The following is a 24,365-nucleotide window of genomic DNA, read 5'->3' on the forward strand; positions in this document are numbered from 1 at the left end:
ATGCTGATCTACTCGATGAGCGTCTCGGTGGACGGCTTTATCGCCGACCGCGATGGCGCGCTCGGGTGGACGGCCCCTGACGAGGAGCAGTTTCGTTTCCACCTCGCGCAGACCCGCGAGTTCGGCGGCTATCTGTGCGGCCGCAGGCTTTACGAGACCATGCTGCCCTGGGAGACGGATCCGTCGATGCGCGACAACGAGCTCGGGGCCGCGGTCGCCGACGTCTGGTGCGCTCTCCCGAAGGTCGTCTTCAGTCGCACGCTCGACAGCGTTCAGGGCAACGCCCCGCTCGCCGAGGCGTCGGTGGCCGAGGAGGCCGCTGCGGCGCTCGACGCGACCGACAAGGACGTCTCGATCGGCGGCGCCCGCCTGGCCGCGGCGCCGCCCCACTTCTCCGGCTCGGAGAATGCTCAGTCGATACAGAACTCGTTGCCCTCGATGTCCTGCATCGGGATGCACGAATCATTGCCGTCATACAGGGTCTGCACGTGTACCGCGCCGAGCGGGACCAGTCGTGCGCACTCGGCTTCGAGTGCGGCCAGTCGCTCTTCACCCACGAGCCCGGTGCCGACCCGCACATCGAGATGCACCCGGTTCTTGACGACCTTGCCTTCGGGGACCCGCTGGAAGAACAGGCGCGGGCCCACACCTGATGGATCACTACAGGCGAACCATGCATCCCGCTGCTCAGGCGGCTGCGAGCTCTTGAAATCGTCCCAAGTGGCAAACCCCTCCGGTGGCGGTGGTACGACGTACCCCAACACCTCGCACCAAAAGCGAGCGAGGCGCTCAGGTTCCGCACAGTCGAAGGTGACTTGGAACTGCTTGATCGATGACATCAGCGCACCATAACAGGGGGGGCTCTGTTGCCCATCTCCCGGTAGGACTCCGCACGTTGACGGGGGGGCGGCCCCTGCTAGCCGCTGCTGTGTCGTGCAGTCGCAGGGGGGGGAAGAGTGAACCAATGCCAGTGCCTCCAAAGGGCGGCCCCAGGATCCAATCCCGGCCAACCACCCTCGTGCCATGGATCAGTTACGGGACAGCCTTTAAAGGGTGTTGCCGCTGGCGGATCGGGTGCTGCTGGTGGCCGTCTCCTCCCGCACGAACCTCACGATGCGGCAGCGCGCGCCGCTCTTCGGGGTCTCCTGGCGCCCCATGAGTAGGTGTCCGAACCGTAGTCGTCGGACCTGCCGGCCTGCCCGTGGTAGACGACCCGGTCATCGTCGAGATCGAACCCTGTCTGGCTCACCGGGGAGGAGGTCGGCTCCGGAGAGTTGTCCACGTGGTGGCCCGCTGATCCGGCGGACCGCGATCCGGAACGGCTCCATCGCCGAGCATCTGGCAGGCATTCCCCCGATGGTTGCCCAACAGGGTGACGACTGAAGGTGAAGAGCGGCAAGTACCCTCAACACCCGCTTGTTTCACAGCGATTTCATCGGCCGCTCCTAGCGTCAGACCTGACGCGTCCGCGGCCATGGTGAACTGGATCGTGTTTCTGCCGCTGATCGCCGCTTCCCGGCGCTGACGCGACAGACGAGGGCGTGCACGACATCCGGTTCCGCGGGCAACTGACGAACCACCACACGCTTGACCACGGAGGCCAAGGAGACCAAGGAGAACACGGTGAGCGAGCACCGGCCCGCCCGCAGGAGTGTCCGAGGGCCGTCGGCGGTGGGTCCGCGGGCGTCGGCCGTCGGCCGTCGGCGGCGCGAGCATCCTCGCGACCGCCTCGGCGGCGAGCGCGTCCGATAACGGGTATTCCGTACAAGGCGCATGAGGAGCCCGGCGGACACATCATCCGCGAATCAATGTTCCGTCTCGACACCGACACCGACACCGACATCGACGGCATCGTCGTCCGTCTCCGGTAAGGCGTGGCCAAGCCGCTGCGTATGCCGGACGGGACAGGACCCAACCCCCACTCGAAGGAAAAGGAAAAGGACATACACATGCGCAGACGGAAAAGCTTTGGCGCGCTCGCCAGTGTGTTGGGTGTCTTACTGGCCATCACCGGCGCCACGGGGGCGGCCAGTGCTCAGCCCGAATCCGGCAAGCGCGTCTTCAACGCGATGCAGATCGTCTTCTCCCCCGACACCCCCGACGCGTTCTGCACCATCGGGGCGGTCGGCAACGACAAGTACGGCCGGAAGATCGCTATTTCGGCGGGACACTGCATATCCGACCCCACCCACAAGTACGCGGACCGCGAGATCCCCGAGGACATCGAACCCGTCTACGACCGGAACGACCTGGGTTTCGGACCCATCGGCCACGTGCGGTACTTCAAGGATCCGGAAGGCTCGACGACGGGGCACCCCACCAAGGACTACATGGTCATCGAGCTGCTGCCGGCGGTGACGCTCTCCTCGCAGGGCCCGTACCTGAAGGAAACGGGTGAGGTGGAAGTGCCCGGCGGGCACCCCAGCCCGAATGCCCCGACTCCGCCGCTGAACAACGAACGCCTCCTCGGAGCCGCCCTCAACAACGACAACGAGCTGGTGGTATCGGGCCAACTCGGCGTGCTCTACGGACGCATCACCAACAACTCCAAGGGCATCTACCAGTCCTGGGCCGGACACAAAGCCGGCGACTCGGGAGGCCCAGCGATCTGGCACGTGCCGGGCAGCGCCTACCCGTCGTCCGCGAACAGGTTCCAGGCGGCGGGCCCCTGGGCCGGCATCACCAAAGCCAGGGTCCTGGGCGTTCCCCCCTACGTCTACACCAGCTCGGCGAACATCCTCGCCGATCTGCGGGCACGGGACACCGCACACCCCGGCATCTTCGGCGCCGGCTTCCACGTCACCGACAATCCGTGAACGGCCCGCGGTTGCGGGCGGACACGATGCCGCCCGCAACCGCGCCCCGTCGGACGGCCGCCGGCCGTCCGACCGACCGACCCGGCCATCCTTGTGGGAAAGGGAACACACCGTGAGATCACTGCTGTCCGGGGCGCTTGTCCGGGCCAAGGCGGCCGCCGCCGCGACTGCGATGGCCGCGGCGCTGACCGTGTTCGCCGCACCGGTCGCGCACGCCGACGCTCCGGCGATCCCGAGCTTCACCGACGGCTACGGCCTGACCCAGGTGGCAGGCGCCAGCGAGGTGCACTCCGCAACCGACTTCACTATCACGGTGACCACCCCACAGCTGTCCGGCAGGCACAAGATCCGCATCTTCCTCCCCAGCGGATACGCCGCCGACCCCGGAAGGCGCTGGCCGGTGGCGTACTTCCTGCACGGCGGGGGCGGCACCGTGGACGACGCGGCCGCCGCTCCGGCCCTGCACTCCGACTCCATGATCACCGTGGTGCCGGACGGCGGTCTGAAGGGCTGGTACGCCAACTGGGCCATGCAGAACACCGCCTTGGGCGCGGCGCACTGGGAGACCTTCCACATCGCGCAGGTGGTGCCCTTCATCGACGCCAATCTGCGCACCATCGCCGACAAGTCCCACCGGGCCGTCGTCGGCCTGTCGATGGGCGGCTACGGCGCCCTGCACTACGCCGAGTTCCACCCCGACCTGTTCGGCCACGTCGCCTCCCTGTCGGGCGGCATCGACTTGGGCATGCCGGCTGTCCGCGCGGCCGTTGTGGCCACGGAACTCAACATCACGGGCGCGTGGTGCGCCGTCAGCACGTCCGGCACCGGCCGCTGCCCGGCTTACGGTCCCTACGTCGACAGCGACGCCATCTTCGGCTCCCCGTATCCCGTGCTGGGCGCCGATCGCCTCTGGAACGAGGTCGATCCCGCCGCCACGGCCAACCTGGCCAGGCTGGCCGGGCACGACATCACCCTCTACACCGGCAGCCAAGGACCCGTCGACCACTTCACCGAGATCGCCGCCAAGAACGTCAAGGCCCGCCTGGACCGGCTCGGCCTCCCCAGCCGCTTCGTCGACTACGGCAACGGCGCGACGATGGGTTCCACCTGCAACGGCGGCCACAACTACGGCTGCTGGGCCCCCGCCCTCGCCGACTACATCCCCCGTCTTGAATCCGCGTTCCGCACGACAAGCTGATCCCGGCCCCCCTCTGGTCTGTCGGCTTACTCGCGCTGGTCGAGGGCGGCCGCCCGCGGAGTAGATCGTTCGTCAGAAGCCGTGCGAGAACCTGCGATTCGTGGGCAGCTGTCGTCCTGTACACGGCCGAGGACAGGGCCGTGGGCTGCACGGCCTGCCGCCGGAGCCCAGCACCAGGCGTTCCCAGCGGGGCCGATCGGGCCGGCGTCGGTACGGGCGCGGCGACGGCGACGGCGATGCACTGGGATCCTGGGTGTGGGGGCTTGAAGCTGCCGCAGCGGAAGCTCCTACCGTTCTGACCAGGGCCGGAAAGACTGGCCCGGTGAAGCACTCGTAAGGGGAGGCGGCGATGGCCTGGCCGACTGCGGAGGTCGCCCGGATGTCGGGCGTGACGGCCCGGACACTGCGGCACTACGACGAGATCGGTCTGCTGCCGCCCGCCTGGATCGGTACCAACGGCCACCGCTACTACGAGGAAGCCGAGCTGCTGCGATTGCAGCAGATCCTCGTGTTGCGGGAGCTGGGCCTGGGGCTGCCCGAAATCGACAAGGTCCTGGCCTCGCAGGTCGACGAGGTGGAGGCCCTGCGGGGCCACCACCGTCGCCTGCTCGCCGAGCGCGACCGGCTCGACGCCCTGGCTTGCACCGTCGCCCGCACCATCACCGAACTGGAGCATTCCAGGAGGGACGCCAGACCCATGACCATCAACCGACCGGAGAACCTCTTCGAGGGGATCCAGCCCGCCCAGTACCAGGAGAGCCTGCAACACTTCCCGGATCTGGCCGAGGCGATTGACCGGCACACCGCGACGATGAGCGACGCCCAGATCGAGGCCGGACACCGCGAGCGCACGGCCCAGATGATCCGGCTGGCCGAGCTGATGGCCGCAGGCACCCCGGCCGACGCCGAACCCGTGCAGGCCGAGATCGACGCCCAGTACCAGGCATTCGCCCGGCTCCGCGCGGTATCCGCCGAGGAGTACCGCGCGATCGGGCGTTCCTGCCTGGAGAACGAGCCGTGGCGCGCGGCGTACGAGGCGATCGCGCCGGGTCTGGCCGCCTACCAGCGGGACGCCATCGAGGCGTACGCCACGACCCGGCTGACGTGAGTAGGGAGAGCAGCGGCAGGACCGGGAGGGTGAGTGCGTAGGCGGCGGTCCAGCGGGGGGAGCGCTGCCAGCGGGGGGGCGGGCCAGGCGTCGCGGGCGTTCCGCGCGCAAGGGCGGGCCGGGGAGCCGGTCCAGCTCTCGCCGTCGGGAATCTCGCCGTCCAGGCGTCCGCCCGGCGCGAGTTCGGCGCCGCGGCCCAGGACGGCGCCGGGCATCAGCATGCCGCGGTGGGCGACCCGCGCTCCGGCGCCGATCCGGACGGCTCCGATGTGCAGGATGTCGCCGTCCAGCCACCAGCCGGAGATGTCGGTGCAGCCGAGCGCCGTGAGGTGTAGCGATCTCGTGGAGGCCGAGACCGCGCCTACCGCCGTCAGCCGTCGGCGGTTGGCCCCTCCATATGTGCGCTGATCCATTGCAAGCTGCTGTCAGCCATTCCCTGCACGTACTTCTTGGCGTCGTGCTGGCCGCCCGGGATCTTCAACAGGCGCGTCTTGACGGGGCCGTGGCCGTACTGGGCGATGAACTTGTCCACCTTCGGCATCACGGTTCGTTCGAGGGTGCCGACCTGGAAGTCGAGGAAGACGTCGGGGCCCTTCTTGGCTATCAGTTTCTGGGCCAGCCTTTCCGGGTTGTTCGCTTGCTCCGCCGCTCCATAGCCCGCCCACAGTGGGGAGTCCGGCACGATGTCCGGTCCGGAAGCAATCACGGCCTTGAACTTTTCCGGGTACTTCAGTACGGCCTTCAACCCCGAGAAGCCACCGGAAGAGGAGCCCATGAAGGCCCAGCCGTCACGTGACTTGAGGGTGCGGAAATTGGCCTTCATCAGGTTGGGAACGTCCTCGGTCAGCCAGGTGCCCATCTTGGGCTGGCCGGGTATGTCGCTGCCGTCGTAATAGTTTTTGTCATTCGGGTTCAGCACCGGCATGGCGAGCAGGAAGGGCAGGCTCCTCCCCTCCTGCGACAGCTTGGCGATGGTCGCCTGGAGCTTGAGGTCGGTGCCCATCCAGTAGTTGTACGGGAAACCCTCGCCGCCGGGGAGCGCCACCATCACCGGGAAACCGCTCCTCGCGTACTTCGGCTCGCTGTACTGCTTCGGCGCCCACACCCACACCTTGCCGGTGAACCCGGACTTGGGGCCTTTGAGCGTCACCACGCCGACCGTGGTGCCATCGGGCAGGCGGTTTTGCACCCGGAAGTGGGCCTGGGGGCCGGTCGGCATCAGCGTTTTGGCCGGGTTGGCGGCGCCCCCGCCGTTCCCGCCGGATCCCGATGCCTGCTGCCCGTAGGTCACCTGGTCACTCTGGTCCGACTGACCATTGAAGTGGTTGATCACGGGCCACGCGACACCACCGAGAGCCGCCAGGACGGCGATCCCGAGGACAAAGAGTTTGGCCCGAGAGGCCCTCCGATGGCCGCGGGACCGGTGGACTCCCCTGGAAGCATGACTCATCGTGGCCCTCCGGATGCGGCTGCCCCGAAGGGCAGGACTGACGGTTCCCTTCTCCTTGAGGGGCGAATCCGCCGGAGGGTTCCAGCCCCGAAACATGAAATGAATCATGGCCAGATGTCGGCAGACGCCCGCTTGGTCCCCCTGCCCTGCGCGGTGCAGCCGGCCGCGGCACACCGACCCGCCTCCAGGCTTCGCGTACGGCGCGGTGCTGGAAGCTGTCCGCGCCGTGGCGCGCGGGCTGAGGCGGCGCGGAAGCGGCGCGCAGTCCGGATGCCCGGTCCTTCGCACGCTCCCTCACCGCTGGCTACCTAACGGTGAACGTTCCCTGAACAGTCACCGGACCAAGGCATCCCGACGGGCAGTCCGGCCCTCTGGCACACCGAACGGTAAGTCCCCCCAGGGAAGGTTCGTCCATGGTCAGCGCCACCACAGCAACCACCGCGTCGGCCCGGCGTACGGGCGACCGGCGGCTCGCCCGGAGCGGGACGCCGGGCCCGGACCCGGTGGGTCGGCCGGGTTACGCCCGGCCCGCCCTGCTGGCGATCCTCGCGGTGGCGGCGGTGCTGTTCACGTGGGACATCCAGCACAGCGGGTATCACGCGTTCTACTCGGAGACCGTGCGCAGCATGACCGAGAGCTGGAAGGGCTTCCTGTTCGGCTCGTTCGACCCCGGCAACTCGATCACGATCGACAAAGTGCCGGGCTTCCTGTGGCCGCAGGCACTGTCCGCGCGGATCTTCGGATTCCATCCGTGGGCGCTGACCCTGCCCCAGGTGATCGAGGGCGTACTCAGCGTCGCGGTCCTGCACCGTGCGGTGCGCCGCTGGGCAGGGGAGAACGCCGGCCTGCTCGCGGCGGGCGCCTTCGCCCTCACCCCGGCAGTCGCCGGGCTGTTCCGTACGGAGGTCGAGGACCCGGCGTTCACCCTTCTCGTGGTGCTGGCCGCTGACGCCACACTGCGCGCGGCACGCGAGGCCCGGCTGCGCCCGCTGCTGGCGGCCGGGATCTGGGTCGGCCTGAGCTTCCAGGCCAAGATGCTGGAGGCTTGGGCGGTACTCCCGGCGCTCGGCCTGCTGTACGTGATATCGGCCCCGGCAGTGCTGCGCCGCCGGCTGGCGCACCTGGCGGTGGCGGGCGCGGTGTGCGTGGCGGTGTCGGCGTCGTGGGTGCTGCTGGTGACGCTGACCCCGGCCAAGGACCGTCCGTACGTGGACGGTACGACGAACAACTCGGCGGTCAGCCAGGTGGTCGGCTACAACTTCGTCAGCCGCTTCTCCTCGCTCGGCATCAGTGCCAAGGACACCGGAAGCGTCTCCGTGCTGACGATGGCCGGGGCCGCTCCGGCGCATGCATCCAGCCGGTCCGGGCCCCATGCCACCGCCGCGCGCTGGGGCAAGATGTTCGGCCCGTCGCTGGCCTCGCAGGTCGGCTGGCTGTACCCGGCGGCGGCACTCGCCGTGGTGTGCGGTCTGGCGTGGCGGCGTGGCAGACCGCGTACGGACCCGTTGCGGGCGGGCTTCGTGCTGTGGGGAGTGTGGCTGACGACGTTCTTCCTGGTGTTGAGCGCCGGGGCGGTCGGCGGCCATACGTACTACATGGGTGTGGTGGCCGTGCCGCTGGCAGCGCTGTTCGGTGCCGGGATGGTGCAGTTCTGGCATGCCTGGCGCCGCGGTGGCCGGGCACGGGCATGGGCGCTGCCGACGGCGGTGGTGAGCACGGTGGCCTGGTCGGCCGGCGTCTCGGAGCTCTTCCCCTCGTTCCTGCCATGGCTGGCCCCGGCCGCGATCACACTCGGTGCGGGCGCGCTGGCGCTGCTGGCGCTGTCCCGCACCGGTGACGAAGGGACGCGGCGGCGGTTGGCGGTGCTGGGCCTCGGCGTGGGCATCGCGGCCATGCTGCTTCCGTCCGCCGCGTGGGCCTCGTCGGTCCTGAATCCTGCGTACGGCCACTCCGGTATGGGCTCGACCGGGCCGGTGGCCACCAGGCACCGCGCCATGCATCACCGGGCCTCCGCCGCCCCGGCCTCCTCCCGCCGGACGGCGGCCAAGACCCCGGACGGGACCTCGCTCAGCCGGAATCAGCGGCAACTCCTGGCGTACACCCGGGCCCACCAGGACGGCGCCACCTACCTTTTCGCGACGACCAGTTGGCGGGTCGCCTCCCCGTACGTCCTCCATGCGGGCGCCAACGTGCTCCCCATGGGCGGCTTCACCGGCGCCGTGCCCACGCCCACCGGCGCGGAGTTCCGCCACCTCATCGCCACCGGCCGGCTGCGTTACATCGTGCTCGGCGGACCGGCGACCGCCCCGGGCCGTTCCGTCGCCCGCTGGGTACGCGACCACTGCCCGCCCGTACCCCACCAGCCGTCACAGCTCTACCGCTGCTCGCCATCGTCCGCCGCGTCCCTCGCGCCCCAGGACCGGTAACCGGCGAAGAACGCCGCGGCCACGCGGTCGGTCACGACGGCCTCCTCTCCCGAACGGCGGCGATGATTTCGACAGCTTGACGCTGCGCGGGATGGCCTCACCGTGATCTACGTCCGCGACCACCTCGACTCCTCAGCCGGACAGGTGCCACTGGCACTCGGCGCCTACGGAGTCGGATCCATGGTCGTCGCGCTGATACTGCCACGCGCCCTCGACCGGATCTCCGAGGCGGCGGGGTGCTGGCGGTACGCCTGTGGCCGTCGCACAACGCGGGCCACGTCGCACACCTCCACACCACCTGGCCGACAGCGGGCGGGCACGTGCCGGTCCGCTGATCCACCTGGGCGGAACACCAGGCGAAGACAGCGGGTGTTGCAGTTACCTCGCGTACATCAAGCGGCATGGGGCGGATGCGGGAGGGTGGGGAGGGTGATCCATACGACGGCGCCGCCGTCGGGGTGGTTGAAGGCGCCGTACTCGCCGCCGGCGGCGCGCGCTGTGGCGGCGGTGATGGCCAGTCCGAGGCCGGTGCCGCTGGTGGCGCGGGAGCGGTCGGCCTGGGTGAAGCGGTCGAAGGCGTGCGGGAGGAAGGCGGGCGGGAAGCCGGGGCCGTGGTCGCGGACCTCGATGCGGACCTGGTCCCCGTCGGGGCGGGCGGTCGCTTCGACGGGGCCGCGGCCGTGCTGCTGGGCGTTGTGGATCAGGTTCGTGACCGCTCGCTCCAGGCGGTCGTGCGGGACGGCGGCGGTCAGCCCGGCGGGGCAGCCGATGGTGACGGCCTTGCCGGGATCGCCGTTGCGCAGGCGGGCGGCCACGCGCTGGAGAAGCCGGGCCAGGTCGGGCACCGTCACCCCGGCCGGGCTGGTCTCGCGGCGGTCGGTGCGGGCGAGCAGCAGCAGGTCCTCGGCGAGCTGGACGAGCCGTTCGGTTTCCTCATGGGCGGAGACGAGGGCGGCATGCAGTTCGGCGGCGTCGCGGGGACGGCGTAGGGCGAGCTCGATTTCGGTGCGCAGCAGGCTGAGCGGGGTGCGCAGTTCGTGGCTGGCGTCGGCGACGAAGAGCCGCTCGTGGTCGAGGGCGGTCTGGAGACGGGTGAGCATGTCGTTGAGGGTGGCGGCGAGGCGGGCGATCTCGTCGCGGCTGGGCGGTACGTCGAGGCGGTCATCGGGGGTGTCCTCGGTGACGGCGGCGGCCTGGGTGCGCATCCGTTCCACTGGGCGCAGGGCTGCGGCGGCGAGAAGGTAGGCGCCGAGGGTGGCGAGGACGAAGACGATGGGCAGGGCGGTGAGCAGTTCGCGCAGGAGGTCGTCGAGGGCCGCCTGCTGGGCCTGGTGGGCGATGCCGGTGGCGGTGCCGTATTCGCTCTGGGACTCTCGGAAGCGGCTGAGGGTGAGGTAGCCGGCGCCGACCAACACCAGGGCCATCACGGCGGCGAAGATCGCGGTGAGGCGGATGCGGAGCGGGATGCGGTTCATGGCGTACGGGTGGTGGTACGGCCGCCGTCGCGGCGGATCCGGTATCCGGCGCCGCGGACGGTCTCGACGGCCCGGGTGCCGTAGGGGCGGTCGATCTTGTCGCGCAGGGCTTTGATGTGGGCGTCGACCACGTTGGAGCCGGGGCAGGTGCCCAGGTCCCAGCAGTGCTCGACGAGCATGGCGCGGGTCAGCACGGTGCCGGGCCGGTGCATCAGCGCCTCCAGGAGGGCGTACTCCTTGCCGGTCAGGGGGATCTCCTCGTCGCCGCGCCGCACGGTCCGGGTGGCCGGGTCCAGTGACAGGTCGCCGACGGTCAGCACGGTGGGGCGTTCGATCGGGCCGCGGCGGATCAGGGCCCGTAGCCGGGCCATCAGCTCGTCCAGGCTGAAGGGTTTGGTGAGGTAGTCGTCGGCGCCGCCGTCCAGACCGTGCACCCGGTCGGTGACCGCGTCCTTGGCCGTGAGCATCAGCACGGGCAGCCAGATACCGCGTCGCCGGAGGGTCGCGCAGACCTCGCAGCCGTCCAGGCCCGGCAGCATCACGTCCAGCACCATCGCGTCGTAGGCGGCGACGTCGGTGAGGGCGAGGGCCTGTGGGCCGTCGGCGGCCGTGTCGACGGCATATCCCTCCTCGGTGAGGGCCCGGCGTAGCAGGTCCCGCATCTTGGGCTCGTCCTCGACCACCAGGATTCGCATCGCACCTTCCCTCGTCCGCCGCTGCCGCGCACGTCGCCGTGCCTTTCACGATCCCTGCCACTGATGAAGGTGGCATGAAGTCGCCCGAGCGGGTGGGTCTTCATGGCAGCTTCATCTGGGGCGGCTTCTCTGACCACATAGGCACTTCGACATCGACACGATTCGACGAGGAGTGGTCATGTCACCCCGTTCGATCACCAAGCCGGCCGCGGCGGCCACCGCAGCACTCCTCCTGGCAACGGGCGCCGGCCTGCTGACAGGCTGCGGCACCCAGCCGAAAAGCGACGCCGCTGGGGGCACGAGCGCGGTCGCGGCGCAGGCCGTCTCCCAGCACAGCAACCTTCAGCAGCCCGTGCAGACCACGCAGGCGGACTGGAAGCCCGTCGCCGATGCTCTCGGCCGCACCGGAATGCTGATGAAGGGCACCGTCTACCGTGTCCCGCTGCCCCGAAAGGACCTCAAGGTCACCACCCAGGGCGTCACCGTCAAGCCGGGCCTGTCCCTCGGCGGCTACGCGGCGTTCGTCAAGTACCGGCACACGACCATGCTCATGGGCGACCTTGTCGTCACCGAGCACGAACTGCCCAAGGTCACCGACGCTCTCCAGGCCGCCGGCATCCAGCAGACCGCCCTGCACAAGCACCTGCTCCAGCAGTCCCCGGCGATCTGGTGGACGCACATCCACGCCATGGGCGATCCGGTGAAACTCGCCAAGGGCCTCAAGTCCGCCCTCGCCGCGACCTCCCTCCCGCCCGCCTCGCCGCCCCCGGCCACCCAGCCGCCGATCGCCCTGGACACCGCCGGCATCGACAAGGCACTCGGCCGCAAGGGCACTGCCGACGGCGGTATCTACAAGTTCACCATCGCCCGCAAGAACACCGTCAACGACGGGGAGTACGTGCTCCCGCCCGCCCTCGGCCTGACCACCGGTATCAACTTCCAGCCCCTCGGCGGCAACAAGGCAGCCATCAACGGCGACTTCGTCATGACCGCGCCCGAGATACAGAACGTCATCCAGGCGCTCCGCAAGGGCAACATCGACATCGTCGAGCTCCACAACCACACCCTGAACGAGCACCCGCGCCTGTTCTACATGCACTTCTGGGCCACCGCCGACGGAGTCACCCTGGCCAGGGCACTGCGCCCGGCCCTGGACGCGACCACGCCGGCTCCCGCGTCCTGATCGGCTGAGGCCGGATCGGCCAACTACCTGTACGGAACAACCCGACCGTCCCGCCGCCGCTCGCCACCCACGGGCAGCGGCGGACCGCCCACGCCGCTTCGCCGCCGACCCAGGGAAGCCCGCACATGATCCGTCGTCTCAGCCCCCGCGCCCTGCTGGCCCTGACCGTGGGCCTGGTCCTCGCTGTCGTCGCCGTCGTGGTCGGCGTATTCCTCACCCGCGGGGACGGCCAGCCGCCCAAGGTGACGCTGCCGCTCCACCCGGTGAAGGAGATCGCCCTGCCGGGTGACAGCTCCCGCTTCGACTACGCGAGCCTCGATCCCGGCCGCGGGCTGCTGTTCATCGCCCACCTCGGCGCGAGCCAGGCCATCGAGGTGGATGTGCACGCGGGGCGCGTCGTACGGACCATCGACGGCCTGCCCGGCGTCCACGGCGTGCTGGTCGTCCCCGCCCTGCACCGGGTGTACGCCACCGCCACCGACGCCAACCAGGTGGTGGCTCTCGACGAGACCACGGGCACCGTCCTGCACCGGAGCCCCACCGGCGACTACCCCGACGGGCTGGCCTACGACCCGGTGCACGGCACGGTGTGGGCCACCAACGAATCCGGCGGCTCGGAGACCGTCGTCGACGCCGCCACCGGAGCGGCCCGCGGCACCGTGCCCGTCGGCGGCGAGGCCGGCAACGTCGCCTACGACCCCACCACCCGGCGGATGCTCGTCGACGTCCAGACCCGCAACGAACTCGCCGTCATCGATCCGGCCACCCTCCGCATCACCCGCCGCGTCCCCCTGCCCGGCTGCGACCACGACCACGGACTGATCCTCGCCCCCGCCGACCGGCTGGCCTTCGTCGCCTGCGACGGCAACGCCCGCCTGCTCACCGTCGACCTGACCACCTGGCACGTCACCGCAACCGACCAGGTCGGCGAGGATCCCGACGTACTCGCCTACGACCCCGCCGCCGGCCGCCTGTACGTCGCCGCGGAGTCCGGCTGGGTCACCACCGCCGACAACCACAACAGGCGCCTCACCATCACCGGCCGCGCCCACCTCGCCGACGGCGCCCACGTGGTCGCCGTCGACCCCACCACCCACCTCAGCTACTACCCCGTCCCGCACGGCTCCGCCGGACACCCCACCCTCCTCGTGTACCGGCCCGGACCATGACCCCTGTGACGCCGCTCCATCGCAGTGGCCGTTGACTGTGTCGTGGCCAGGACCAGGCGGTGGAGACGGCCGGAGAAGTTGTTGTTCATGCCGTACGTGAGGTGTCCGCCGTGGGCGACGTCCAGGGCGAGCACGGTGTCCCCCCGGCCGAGGCGCGCCATGTAGGCGGCCGCGTTGGCCTGGGCGCCGGAGTGCGGCTGGAGGGTGGCGTGCTCGGCGCCGAAGAGGACCTTGGCGCGTTCGATTGCGACGCTCTCGACGACGTCCGCGTGCGCGCATCCGGCGCAGCTTTTCGTCGCGAGGACGATGCCCTCACCCAGCCCCGCGGCCCGGCAGCGGTCCGGGAGTGCTGCATACCGTCCGGACTGCTCTCCCCGGCTCACTCGGCGATGCTCCAGCAGTTCTTGCGCGGCAGGTCCGACAGCAGCGCCAACACCATCGCGCTATACGGCTAGAACACGAGGTCGCGCTGATACCAGGTGCCTGGCTTGCCGCTGAGGTGAGCCGGGTCGGCCGGGCCGACAGGGACGAACCCGGCCTTGGTCAGCACCTTCTGGGACGCGGCATTCTGCCGGGCGGTGGCCGCCCGCAGTGTGCGCAGCCCGTGCTGGGCCGCCGCCAGCCGGCACAGCTCCCGGACGGTCGCGGTCGCCACGCCACGGCCGGCAACATGCTGGGCGACCCGATAGCCGAGTTCCGCAGTGTGGTCTTCGATGTCGACCAGATTGAACCTGCCGAGTACCGAACCGTCCTCGGCGACGAGCACGTGGAAGGCGCAGATGCCGGCCGCCTGCTCAAGCCAGCAAGGCGTTGTACCGGGCGGCGAACTGGTCGAAGAAGTCGTCGCCGCGGTCGGGGACCGAGGCAGCGAAGTAGGCGCGGTTCGCCAGCTCGAAGGCCAGGACCGCCGGGGCATGACCGGCATGCAGCCGCTTCAGCTCGGGCATTGCCCGACCTTACCCAGACAGCGCGCCGTGGCCACCTGAGTTTCCGCCAGTGGCAGACAAGCCCCAAGCCCAAGGCACATAACGATCTACGGCTGGAGTACCAAGAGCGAAATCGCCCCCCTTGTGACATCCGCCATAGGCGTTTGAGGTGGCAACTAAGGCAGATAGCAGATGAATCTCCTACGACATATGGGATTTGTCCGTCTTGGTTGAGGAACGGCCCATGGATGCCTGGATCGCTATCCGACCGGCCCCGCCGGTGGGGCCCGCCTCGGCGCGTAGGGACTTCTGACGGAGAAGCACCAATTCGCGGAAGATCCACACCATGGAAAGCATGTCCGCACGTCCGCGGCAAGTGGCATCCACTACTACTAGACACAATAGTATTGAGGTTTCTTGCCCTGCGCGGCGATGGTCCCAAGAATGACGACCCCACGGCATCTCCACGGCTCAGTGAGGTAATCGATGACAAAGCACCGCCGAAAGCGGAACTACCGGAAAATAACGATTGCCGCTTTTGCCGTAGGTGCCGTGGCCGTGCCCTCCGTCGCACTGGCGTGCCTGAACGGGCAGGGGGACGAAGACGGTCAGGCCGACGCTCGATCGAAGAGAGACTTCTCCCAAAGCCGGCACCAGCACCACCATTGGTCGGCGACGGACGCCTGGAGCCCGACGCCGACGGTGAAGCCGGCGCAGTCGACGAAGGCCCCCTCGCCGTCTTCGGACGCCTCGCACTCCGCACCCCCCTCCAAAGCCCCCTCTCCGTCCTCGCCCCCCTCGCATTCCGCACCCCCGACGAAGGCCCCCGTCCCGCCTTCACCCGCTTCGCCATCCGCACCCCCGGCTTCCGGGACCGCGGCCCGCATTCTGGAAATCGTCAACAGTGAGCGCAGCAAGGCCGGATGCTCACCGCTGACCCTGAATGCGAAGCTGAACAAGGCCGCGCAGGACCACAGCAAGGACATGGCGGGCCACAGCAATATGTCCCACACCGGTTCCGACGGCTCTTCTCCGGGCGACCGGATCACGCAGGCCGGCTACAACTGGACCGCCTACGGCGAGAATGTCGCCTACGGCTACTCCACTCCCGAGAGCGTGATGAGGGGCTGGATGTCCAGCCCCGGCCACAAGCGCAACATCCTCGACTGTTCGTTCAAGGAGATGGGCGTGGGGCTCGCACAGCCCGGCGATTACTGGACGCAGGATTTCGGCACGGCGGGATAGCGGAATTCCGGCGCGCCCCGTCCATCGGGGCGTTTCGTCGATCATGCGGTGAGCCAGATGAGGGTGCCGGCGGGCGGATAGCGACGAAGCAGCGGTCTGGGTTCTTCTCGTAGCAGTTCAGGGCCGTCGCCACCCGCTACGACAAGCGCGGGTACGTCCATCTTGGCACCGTCACCGCTGCCGCCCTCCTCATTTGGCTCCGGTCGTGATCGGAGCCAGAACGCGGGCGGGCCGGCTGGTCGCCCTTGCAGCGATGGTCTGTCGGCTCAGGAATCGAGCACGGCGGCAATGGCTTCGATCTCTACGAGCTGGCCGTCGTAGCCGAGCACGGTGACACCCATCAACGTGCTGGGCACGTCGTGGTCGCCGAACGCAGTCCGGACAACCCCCCACGCCGTCACCAGGTCCTCCCGGCGGTGAGAGGCAACGAGAACGCGTGTGCTGATGACATCCTGCAGTGACGCACCGGAGTCTGCCAGAGCGGTCCGCATATTCTCCACGGCCTTGGCCGCCTGCCCCGCGACGTCTCCGATTGCCGCAGTGGAGCCGTCCTCATTCAGCGGACATGCTCCGGCCAGGAAGATCAGCCGCGACTCGGCCGGGGCCGTGGCCGCGTAGGCGTACTCGGCAACATCGGACAGGGACGCAGAGCGAATCAACGTGACGGCACGCGGCACGGGCTTCCTTTCGCGGTAGATCCGGGACACTCACGACCTTCTCAAAGATCGACTCCGCGTTCGACCCAATTTCCTGTCCGCCAACTCCCGCGATGGCCACTGCCGTCGGCCGCCGAATCGATCGGCATCGTCAGCCCATCAGTACCCGTCACATGCTGATCCCCCTACCCAAACCCGACGAATCACGTGATCGAAGAGACGCCGCCTGGGCAGGCGGACCCCAACTCCCCCTCCATCAAACGTTTTTCAAGGAGATCCCGCTATGGCTGTTGTTGGTGAGCCCGGCTATCAATCGTCGCGGAATGGCTTTGGGTGCGGATCCTCTGAAGTGACGGTGGGGATCAGGCGGTGAGGCTGTAGTTCCGCTGGTCGGGGCCTGGGTCAAGGCGTTGATGTTCGCGGGCCGCGTGAAAGTTCCAGTAGTCCTCGAAGTCGCCGTTCGTGATCGGTGCGCGGAGTTGGTGGGAGCGCTGCTGGCTCCCGATGGAGCTCTCAGTGCGTGGGTCGAGTGCCATCACGTCGGCACCCCGGGCCTGGAGACCCGAACCGGGCCGGCCAGGGCCCGGCGGCGTCACTCTGGAGGGCCGCTGAGGATGCGGGAGACCAGGCGAGCCAGATCGCGGAGCAGACTGGTGGATGTCGCCTGCTTGGTCACCCGGAAGCGGAACTCCGACTTCCCCTCGGTGCGCTTGATCTCGATGTCTATCTTCGTCTGAAGCCAGGACACCAGGGCGCCCAACAGCACTGCGGAAACAACGGCATGCTCCACGCTCATCTGCTCGTCCGCGGGCGGATCGGCCAGGACGGCCGCCGTGAGCTGCGCTGTCTCGGCGTCACGGGACAGCTCGGCAAGGAGTCGGCGTGTGGCGGCATGGTCGTGCACGCCCTCCATCGCCGCGGCCACGGCCTCGGGCGACCGGCCACCCGCACGGAGCAGGGCCTCGATCAGGGCTTGGGCCTCGGAGGCGTCCAGGGGCGTCTGGATCGGGTCGGAACCGCCGAGGTCCTCGGCGATCTCCTGGAGGGAGAGCTGCACCACACGGTCGGTCAACTTGCCGAATTCCTTGACGGGTTCGAGCGGAGTGGTCACAGTCGGCTCCAATCGCCGGAGAGGGAAAGCGCAGCCCAGTGGTAGGGGTGGGCCTGCCAGTGGTGGTCTGGCCGCGCGAGCATGTTGCGTTGTGCCTGCCAAAAGGCGCGCCAGACCGGCTTGTGCGGGTCGGCGGCAAGACGCTGGTAGAAGTCCGCGAGGAAGCGTCGGGAGCTCGTCTCGTCGACGTTCCACAGCGCGGCCACTACGCTGCCGACGCCCGACCTCAGCAGCGCCTCCACCAGGTCTTCGACGTCGCCAGCGGCGAACTCGTCGTATCCGGTAGCGCAGGCACGCAGAGTGAGGAGGTCCAAGTCCAGTACATAGCGGGCAAAATCTCGGACCGTGATCAGGTGGTCGAGACGCGCGCGGACCGAGAGCTGGCCCGGGGTCTTGCTCGGGAGCTTCCCGTCATGGGAGACCAGGAGTCCGGAGTCCAGAGGCTCGCGCCGGTCGAAGTATCCGTGGCAGGTGAGGTGGGCGATCTGGGCTGTGGCCAGGCGCCGGAGGACCGTATGTCGGTCCGCAGCCGTTCCGGTCAGCCGGTCCACCGACCAGGAGGGGGCCGTCAGCAGGTCGGCGTCGTTTTCGAAACGCTCCGGGGCGGGATCCTCCCGCGCAGCCACGCCCGCGCAGAACACCGGCCGGGTTCCAGCTGTCGTGAATCGGGGCCTGCCACCGGCGACCAGAGCTTGGGGGTGTGGCACCCGGACAACGGCGTGGGCGGCGGCGAGCGGTCGGCCGTCCGGCATCGGGACAGCATGCAGTGGGATTCTCCGCATCGGCCCTTCCCCGGCGACGAGCAGGAGTTCCCGGTCGCGCACGTACGGCAGGAAGGCCGCGATCAGGGGCGTGAGCGAGTCAAGGAATGGGGTAGGTCGACGCCATGGCCGGCGCGGATGCAGTGGTGGCAGCGGCGGGAAGGTGTGCGGGTCGCCGTCGAAGGCGCGGTGCAGATCGGTGACCGCGTCAGTGAGCTGCTTGCGTCCGATGGGCACCCGGTTCACGCGGAGCGCCTCGGTGGCCGGGACGTACGTGAAGACCGTGGTCTGGTCCTCTCCGGGGAAGAACGCCAAAAACGCGCAGTGCTCGGCCGAATGCTCACTCCGCAGACGCTCGCGAACGGACGCGAACCCGGTGCGGCGTCCGGGCTGCGCGACCTCCTCGTGGATGTCGAAGGCCAGTTCTTCCGGGGACAGGGCGCTGGGCACGTGCAGCTCCCGCCCATGGTCGAGCAGCAGGTCTGCGAGGAGGTGGTGGAGGGCCCGGTGCTGCCGGACGGCCGCCCGCATGCTCTGCGGGTCCGCGACGCCGGTGTCCGCGTCCGCCTCTGCGGCGAGGCGGCGCAGGAGTGCTGTACGCGACTGCCACAGCAGATCGACGGCGAGTTGGCGGTCTGCGTGCGAACCGGCTGCAAGCGTCTCGGCCAGGTCGGCCGTCACTGCGTGGTACTGAAACTGCTCCGGATCCTCCTGCGTCTGCTGGCGAAGACGGCTGAGCAGTGTTGCTGCTTCCTGACGTCGCCCCTGTCGACGGTGCTGGAGGGCCAGGGCGCGATCAAAGAGCAGCGAGACGCGCCGGTACCCGGGAGAGGAAGGTGCTTTCGGGCCGGCGAAGCCGTCGAGAAAGATCTCAACGAGCGAGATCAGCAGGTCTGTCTCCGGGACGTCTTGGGTCAGCCGAGAGGCGAGCCGACTCAGGCCAGTGCCGAGCGACTGCAGATCGGGGGTGAGCGTAACGATGAAGCCCTGGAAGAGGTTCTCCACCATCTCCTCCCCGCTGCCGGACTCCAGGGCCGCGTCGCTCAGCCCGAACCGGGCCGCCGACTCGACGAGAGCCCAGCCGTCTTGGCCACCCACCAGCTCCAGCGCGCGCTGGTGGCAGGAGCGGGCCCCCGCTGCGTCGCCGGCCATGCGCAGAGCCTCACCGAGGTGGTTCAGCGCGTGGGCCAGCGCCACGTCCTCATCGGGACGCCGGGTCTGGATGAGGTCGATGACCCGGCGGTGTTCGCGCACTGCGTCGCGGTGCCTGCCCACTGCGGAGAAGGCATCGGCCAGCCCCGTCCGAGCGAGTGCCTCCACCAGATCGTCGCCGATCGGCTCGGCCAGTTGGCAGGCACTCGCGAAGGCGTGCCGCGCGCGGCCGTGCAGCCCGAGGCTCTGGTACAACGATCCGCGCTTGAGGTGGAGATGACCCGCGGCAAGGTAGGCCGAGCCGCCGTGCGGCAGCAGGTCCGGGCCCTCCGGGTCGGCGTCGACGGACTCCAAGATATCCAGCGCCTCGCGGTTGCGGTGCACACGTTGCAGCGCATAGGCGAGATGCACCCGCACCTCAGCGATGCGGGCCTGCTCGTCCCGGTCCGTGCAGGGCAGGGCATCTGTTTTCCGGGCACTGGCGAGCGCGGCCTCAAGGTCACCGCGGTCGAGGTGTTCCAGCACTATCTGTTCCAGGACCATGCGCGGTTTCGTGGGCGCGGCCGGGAAGACCTCGTCGATCCGGGAGCGCTGCCTGCGCCGGTGCGCGAGGAGTTCCCAGCTGCCCCGGCTCTCCTCCACCAGTCGCACTACCTGGAGTGCGGCCTGCTCGGCGGCCGGGCGCCCGGTCGCACGGAGCCGGTCCCTGCGGAGCAGGAGCGCCCCCCAGAGTTTGTCCCACGCGCACGCGCCGGCGTTGTTGAAGAGCAGGGACTCCGCCTGGAGGAGCGACGAGGCGGCGAGGAGTTCGTCGACCAGGCGCTCGGCGGGGTCTTTCATGCACCGCGCTCCCCGCGCCGCGGGCGATTCTCTTCCAGCAGTGACTGCAGATCGCTCCGTGCCCGGCGGACCAGGTCCAGAACGGGTGCTTCTGGCGCCCGCGCCTCCAACTCTCGTGTAGCTGCGTCCAATTCAGCGTCCCACCGGGAGTCCCCGGCCCCCACTCGTGCCACACAGAGCGCCCCGACCAGGACCTCCAGCGGCTTCGGATCGCTGGGGTCGGCGGCGTGCGCCCAGCGCACGGTCTCGAGCAACTCCTCGTCGGTGACCGGGCTCAGCACCATTGACTTGAGCTCGTACATGGCCGTCGCCAGGCGGCCCGCATCGCCAGGCTTCGCCCGGCCCTGCTCGATCGCCTCACGCAGCGCCTCGATCCTGCGCTCGACGAACCTGCGCTCCTGAGCCAACCGCATCTCGATATCGGACACTGCTCCCCCATCTCAGATCACCCAGCGGCCAATCGGGTCTGCTGACTCGGACGCCTCCAGGAAGCAAAGGGTTGCAGGAGGGCGCGAAGGAGGCAGTGGAGGCTGCCCGAACCCAGCAACTTGGCCAGCCGCTGCGGGAGTTCCACGTCATCGACGATGACCTCCGTGCCGCACACCGGGCCGAGGCCGGGGAGGCTCTCCCTGCGCAGACCATGACGATCAAGCCCTGGTGGAGACTCCGGTAAGAGCACATGCCACGGACTACTCGTGACCGCACTCACCGACGATCGTGGCCGGCTGCTCTGGGTCTCCGCGGCCCGGCCCGGACGCACCTCGGAGATCACCGCCTGCCGGCACGACCACCTCACCGCCCATCTGCGCGCGACCGGCCTCGGCGCCATCGCCGACCTGGGCTAAGACAGTCACCCGCTTGGTCACCGAGGCCGACGGCACCTGGAGCCGATACGCCCCCGGCGACCACACACGGTGATTGACTGGCCGATCAATCACCGCTGCGTGGGCCTTGCACGCTGGGTAAGACGGTCGACGGTCAGGCGACGGCCGGCTGAACCGTCAAGGTTCCTTCGGCGGTGTCGATCGTGGCCTGAGTGCCAAGTGGGATGGTCGGAGGGTGCGGGCCGTGTCCGGCAGGGAGTCCGCCGAGAACAGGAACACCCAGGCGCGTCAGCCGGTCGCGTAGGACGTCGGCGATGCCCCATCCACCCAGGGTTGGATCACCGGCATCCTGGTCGAAGCCGAGGAACTGGCCAAGTGCGACACCGCACAGCCCCTCCAGGACCCCAGTACGGGTCAGCTGGGTCAGTGCGCGGTCGACCTCTCCCAGCCCTGTGCCTCTTTGGTGTTCGAGAAAGAGGATCGCCCCCTCAAGGCTCGGCAGACCGGCTCCGGCCTCGGTGCGGATCGCATCAAGGTTGCCGCCGACCAAGACACCGGTCGCGGTTCCCTCGACGGTGACCGCCGCGCCGGCTTGGCCGGTGTCCCGGTGGATGATGACAGGGTCGGTGGTCATCAGCGCGCGGCGAAGCGCTTCGGCCGACGCCGGCCCGGACCATTCGTCGCTCCAGTTGGCGAACGGGCCATGCAGCGAGGCCAGACCGCATCGCGCCCACAGGGCGAGGTGGAGGTGGGTGATGTCGCTGAAGCCGACCAAGGGTTTTGGGTCGCGCCGCAAGGCATCGATGTCCAGATCGTCGACGATGCGGTAGGCGCCTTTGCCGCCCCGGGTGGCAATCACCGCGCGGACTCCCGCGTCACCGAACGCGGAGTTCAGGTCGAGAACGCGATCCTCATCTCGGCCAGCCATATACCCCCATTGGTCGAAGACGTGCTCGCCCAACTCGACCCGAAGCCCCCATGACGTCAGTAGCTCGACGCCACGGGCGACTCCCTCGCGGCTGGGAGGACTGGCTGGAGAGACGATCCGCACCCGATCCCCGGGCCGTAACCGCGGCGATTGCACGGTCTGATGACTGTCGCAGTTGTTCATGCCGGGGCCTTCCTCCAACCCGCCGAGCCGAAGGTGTGCCGTCTACATCAATCACTCACCGTCAACGCAGCCAGCCAGCCAGCCGTCAGCCGTCAGCCGTCAGCGAATACGCGACACCTGAACATGCGAGCTCACCAGTCTCGCCACCCAATAGGGTGCGCACATCGTTGTTTGACGGACCGCCAGGCCCCGGGGCCTGGCGCACCCCCTCGGCACCCGGCCGAGAGCACTGTAGTCCTCCCCCGGTATCGGCTGCACCACGGATACGGCACGCAGATCGTGATCATGCGGGAGGTGAGAGCCGGCCCCTGGCGACGGCCATCGACCCGGTCGGGAAGCTCGATCTGGAGGTCGTACCACCACGTGCCGGAGCGGTCCCGGCGCCGGCGGGTCACCGGCGCTGTAAGGCGCTGGCCGTCAGGGAGGGTGACCTCCGCCCGCGGGGCCGAGGCGCCTGGTGGGCCCTCGCATTCGCCGTCCATCACGGGGCCGAGGCTGTATCCACTGCCTCATCGTGGCCGACGCGCTTGAGCCCCGAGCGTGCGGTGACCGGGTCGCCGCACGTAGCCCAGAAGGGGTGGGGAAAGATGTGGTCGACGAGCTCCATCTCACGGGCTCGTAGCGCAGCCACCTGCGCTTTCTGTTCCTCCGTCCATCCCGGGGAGTCGGGCCGCGAGGACTCGCAGGAACGACCGCCCTCCTTGGTGTGCGTCAAGCCGGGTTAGGGACTCCACCGACCATGGCAGCCGCTTGTAGAGGGCGGACAGCTCTGGCCGGACCTTGCGCAGCTCCCTCCGCGCGTCCAGCAGATCGCGCGGGAAATCGAAAGCATTGGGTGTCTTGGCCACACCCAAGGAATACGCTCACACATTCGATTGCCTGGTCGTGGTGCTACCCGCGTCTGCTTGATTCCCGCGTGCCCTGTGTCATCGAACTTTGAGCGCGCGCCATCGGAGCTTGATCAATTCGCCGCCCGCCTGCTTACCCACCAGATCGCCGACTCCGGCTGGCACGAGCGCTGGAACTGCCTGCCGTTCCCGAACAGCATCCAGGTCAGCGACCGGGACGACTCCCCGAGCGTGTCGATGACCTTTCGAACTGCCGAGCCGTACCTCAACAGCACACCCCTCTGGTACTCCATGTCCGTGTCCGCTCACGAGCCCGTCGAGGACCAGGTCCGACAGTTCATCGAACAGATCACGACCACCGACCCCCGCGAGGCCGCACAACGCCACTGACGGGCCGACGATGACCCCTGACCGGGCCAGGTTCAGCCGCCCCTCCGAGATTCTGCAGAAGCCACCTCTATTGAGAACGCGGCCCAGCGGGATTTCCAACCGGCCTGACAGGTAGGCAGCCCACGGTGAGCTCCACGGACAACTTCGATGCGACGGGACAGACGGTATCGCCTGATTGGGGTGAGTTCATCGGGAGCGGCTGATTCCTCATGCCTGTCATGAAATATCTCGCTAGTCTGCGGACTCCATAGACGATCACCCGAAGCGGGAGAAGCGCGTGTCTAAGATCGCCCTGTTCGGCGCCACGGGAACCATCGGATCCCGCATCCTGGACGAGGCGCTCCGTCGCGGCCATCAGGTTACGGCCGCCGTACGTGACCCAGCGAAAGTCACCACGACCAGCCCTGCGCTGACCGTTATTTACGGTGACGTTCTCGACCCTGAGTCCGTCGCAGAGGTGGCGAAGGGACAGGACGTCGTAGTCAGCGCGGTCGGCGGCGGCGGCGGACCGGGCCACATCGCCACCATCCAGCCCGCCGCCGAGGCACTGGTCGAGGGCCTGCGCCTGCTGGGCGGGGAGATGCCCCGACTGATTGCGGTCGGCGGCGCCGGCTCGCTCCGCAAGCCCGACGGCATCCAGATCTGGGACACCGAGGGTCTCCCGATCCCGCTGCTGCAGATCATGCACGCCCACGGCGACGCGCTCGACTACTACCGCACCGTCTCCGACATCCGGTGGACCAACATCAGCCCGGCCGCGTCCATCGAGCCCGGCGAGCGCACCGGCACCTACCGCACCGCCCTCGACGACCTGATCGTCGCCGAAGACGGCAGCAGCCGGATCTCCACCGAGGACTATGCCGTCGCGCTCCTCGACGAGCTCGAGCAGCCCGCCCACCTCGGCGAGCGCTTCACCGTCGGCTACTGACCGCGGATCCGGCGTTGGTGCTCAAACATCGGTGACACGCGCTCAAAGTTCCC

General features: G+C 68.9%; 21 protein-coding genes and 4 pseudogenes. 12 read left to right on the plus strand and 13 right to left on the minus strand.

Annotated elements, in window-relative coordinates; genetic code table 11:
• Positions 1-255 (plus strand): annotated as a pseudogene (locus SNA_RS40115) (dihydrofolate reductase family protein); the annotation flags it as partial.
• Positions 256-410: 155 nt separating this feature from the next.
• Here SNA_RS40115 and SNA_RS20370 read toward each other — a convergent pair.
• Positions 411-839: a VOC family protein gene (locus SNA_RS20370; RefSeq protein ID WP_030063443.1), complete on the minus strand. Its 429-nt coding sequence runs from the start codon at positions 837-839 to the stop codon at positions 411-413.
• Between the two features lie 217 nt (positions 840-1,056).
• Here SNA_RS20370 and SNA_RS41470 point away from each other — a divergent pair.
• The 4 genes and pseudogenes from SNA_RS41470 to SNA_RS20385 all read left to right on the plus strand — a co-directional run.
• Positions 1,057-1,146: pseudogene (locus SNA_RS41470) on the plus strand (helix-turn-helix domain-containing protein); the annotation flags it as partial.
• A gap of 803 nt (positions 1,147-1,949) precedes the next feature.
• Entirely contained in the window at positions 1,950-2,816 is an 867-nt protein-coding gene (locus tag SNA_RS20375) for a hypothetical protein (RefSeq protein WP_044366114.1), read from the plus strand.
• A gap of 172 nt (positions 2,817-2,988) precedes the next feature.
• Positions 2,989-4,014: an alpha/beta hydrolase gene (locus tag SNA_RS20380; protein ID WP_104532043.1), complete on the plus strand. Its 1,026-nt coding sequence runs from the start codon at positions 2,989-2,991 to the stop codon at positions 4,012-4,014.
• A gap of 349 nt (positions 4,015-4,363) precedes the next feature.
• Entirely contained in the window at positions 4,364-5,122 is a 759-nt protein-coding gene (locus tag SNA_RS20385; protein WP_030063446.1) for a MerR family transcriptional regulator, read from the plus strand.
• On the opposite strand, the gene SNA_RS44115 is transcribed toward SNA_RS20385, so the two are convergent.
• Both SNA_RS44115 and SNA_RS20395 read right to left on the minus strand, forming a co-directional pair.
• Positions 5,074-5,535, minus strand: a complete 462-nt coding sequence (locus tag SNA_RS44115; protein ID WP_030063447.1) for a hypothetical protein — start codon at positions 5,533-5,535, stop codon at positions 5,074-5,076. The genes SNA_RS20385 and SNA_RS44115 overlap by 49 nt on opposite strands.
• The gene (locus SNA_RS20395) at positions 5,493-6,572 is read right to left on the minus strand and encodes an alpha/beta hydrolase (RefSeq protein ID WP_037788551.1); all 1,080 of its coding nucleotides are present in this window, start codon (positions 6,570-6,572) and stop codon (positions 5,493-5,495) included. Before SNA_RS20395 ends, SNA_RS44115 begins: the two co-directional genes overlap by 43 nt.
• 413 nt (positions 6,573-6,985) lie before the next feature.
• Between SNA_RS20395 and SNA_RS20400 the strand changes: the two genes are divergently transcribed.
• Positions 6,986-8,998 carry an ArnT family glycosyltransferase gene (locus tag SNA_RS20400; RefSeq protein WP_078970055.1) on the plus strand — a complete coding sequence of 671 codons (2,013 nt, stop codon included), beginning with the start codon at positions 6,986-6,988 and terminating at the stop codon, positions 8,996-8,998.
• A gap of 392 nt (positions 8,999-9,390) precedes the next feature.
• Here the strand turns inward: SNA_RS20400 and SNA_RS20405 are convergent, their stop codons facing one another.
• The gene (locus tag SNA_RS20405) at positions 9,391-10,473 is read right to left on the minus strand and encodes a sensor histidine kinase (RefSeq protein WP_051877084.1); all 1,083 of its coding nucleotides are present in this window, start codon (positions 10,471-10,473) and stop codon (positions 9,391-9,393) included.
• Complete coding sequence (locus SNA_RS20410; protein WP_044366123.1) at positions 10,470-11,168, minus strand: response regulator transcription factor; 699 nt, start codon at positions 11,166-11,168, stop codon at positions 10,470-10,472. Before SNA_RS20410 ends, SNA_RS20405 begins: the two co-directional genes overlap by 4 nt.
• A gap of 178 nt (positions 11,169-11,346) precedes the next feature.
• On the opposite strand from SNA_RS20410, the gene SNA_RS20415 reads away from it, so the two are divergent.
• Positions 11,347-12,351, plus strand: a complete 1,005-nt coding sequence (locus SNA_RS20415; protein WP_078970056.1) for a DUF1259 domain-containing protein — start codon at positions 11,347-11,349, stop codon at positions 12,349-12,351.
• Positions 12,352-12,476: 125 nt separating this feature from the next.
• Positions 12,477-13,520: a YncE family protein gene (locus tag SNA_RS20420; protein ID WP_052808948.1), complete on the plus strand. Its 1,044-nt coding sequence runs from the start codon at positions 12,477-12,479 to the stop codon at positions 13,518-13,520.
• Positions 13,521-13,570: 50 nt separating this feature from the next.
• On the opposite strand, the pseudogene SNA_RS44125 reads toward SNA_RS20420, so the two are convergent.
• Together SNA_RS44125 and SNA_RS20430 are read right to left on the minus strand one after the other, a co-directional pair.
• Positions 13,571-13,801, minus strand: a pseudogene (locus SNA_RS44125) (serine hydroxymethyltransferase); the annotation flags it as partial.
• A gap of 170 nt (positions 13,802-13,971) precedes the next feature.
• Positions 13,972-14,467 (minus strand): annotated as a pseudogene (locus SNA_RS20430) (GNAT family N-acetyltransferase).
• 465 nt (positions 14,468-14,932) lie between these two features.
• Between SNA_RS20430 and SNA_RS38870 the strand changes: the two are divergent.
• A complete protein-coding gene (locus tag SNA_RS38870) occupies positions 14,933-15,691 on the plus strand; it encodes a CAP domain-containing protein (RefSeq protein WP_030063458.1) in 759 nt (252 codons plus the stop codon).
• Positions 15,692-15,957: 266 nt separating this feature from the next.
• Here SNA_RS38870 and SNA_RS20440 read toward each other — a convergent pair whose 3' ends face one another.
• The 5 genes from SNA_RS20440 to SNA_RS20455 form a co-directional block, all read right to left on the minus strand.
• Positions 15,958-16,368, minus strand: a complete 411-nt coding sequence (locus SNA_RS20440) for a RidA family protein (RefSeq protein WP_030063459.1) — start codon at positions 16,366-16,368, stop codon at positions 15,958-15,960.
• Between the two features lie 341 nt (positions 16,369-16,709).
• Positions 16,710-16,883, minus strand: a complete 174-nt coding sequence (locus SNA_RS42580; RefSeq protein WP_157880012.1) for a hypothetical protein — start codon at positions 16,881-16,883, stop codon at positions 16,710-16,712.
• Between the two features lie 56 nt (positions 16,884-16,939).
• Positions 16,940-17,458: a hypothetical protein gene (locus SNA_RS20445; protein ID WP_030063461.1), complete on the minus strand. Its 519-nt coding sequence runs from the start codon at positions 17,456-17,458 to the stop codon at positions 16,940-16,942.
• Positions 17,455-20,211: a CHAT domain-containing protein gene (locus SNA_RS20450; protein WP_030063463.1), complete on the minus strand. Its 2,757-nt coding sequence runs from the start codon at positions 20,209-20,211 to the stop codon at positions 17,455-17,457. The genes SNA_RS20445 and SNA_RS20450 overlap by 4 nt, the downstream gene beginning before the upstream one ends.
• Positions 20,208-20,639, minus strand: a complete 432-nt coding sequence (locus SNA_RS20455; protein ID WP_030063464.1) for a hypothetical protein — start codon at positions 20,637-20,639, stop codon at positions 20,208-20,210. The genes SNA_RS20450 and SNA_RS20455 overlap by 4 nt, the downstream gene beginning before the upstream one ends.
• A gap of 267 nt (positions 20,640-20,906) precedes the next feature.
• Between SNA_RS20455 and SNA_RS41475 the strand changes: the two genes are divergently transcribed.
• A complete protein-coding gene (locus tag SNA_RS41475; RefSeq protein WP_241779759.1) occupies positions 20,907-21,056 on the plus strand; it encodes a hypothetical protein in 150 nt (49 codons plus the stop codon).
• 133 nt (positions 21,057-21,189) lie between these two features.
• On the opposite strand, the gene SNA_RS20465 is transcribed toward SNA_RS41475, so the two are convergent.
• The gene (locus SNA_RS20465) at positions 21,190-22,146 is read right to left on the minus strand and encodes a S66 peptidase family protein (RefSeq protein ID WP_030063466.1); all 957 of its coding nucleotides are present in this window, start codon (positions 22,144-22,146) and stop codon (positions 21,190-21,192) included.
• A 923-nt stretch (positions 22,147-23,069) separates the two neighbouring features.
• Between SNA_RS20465 and SNA_RS20470 the strand changes: the two genes are divergently transcribed.
• Positions 23,070-23,384, plus strand: a complete 315-nt coding sequence (locus SNA_RS20470; protein WP_051877086.1) for a hypothetical protein — start codon at positions 23,070-23,072, stop codon at positions 23,382-23,384.
• A 277-nt stretch (positions 23,385-23,661) separates the two neighbouring features.
• Entirely contained in the window at positions 23,662-24,312 is a 651-nt protein-coding gene (locus SNA_RS20475; RefSeq protein WP_030063469.1) for an NAD(P)-dependent oxidoreductase, read from the plus strand.
• The last annotated feature ends 53 nt before the right edge of the window (positions 24,313-24,365 follow it).

It is taken from the genome of Streptomyces natalensis ATCC 27448 (genome assembly GCF_000935125.1).
Taxonomy (GTDB): domain Bacteria; phylum Actinomycetota; class Actinomycetes; order Streptomycetales; family Streptomycetaceae; genus Streptomyces; species Streptomyces natalensis.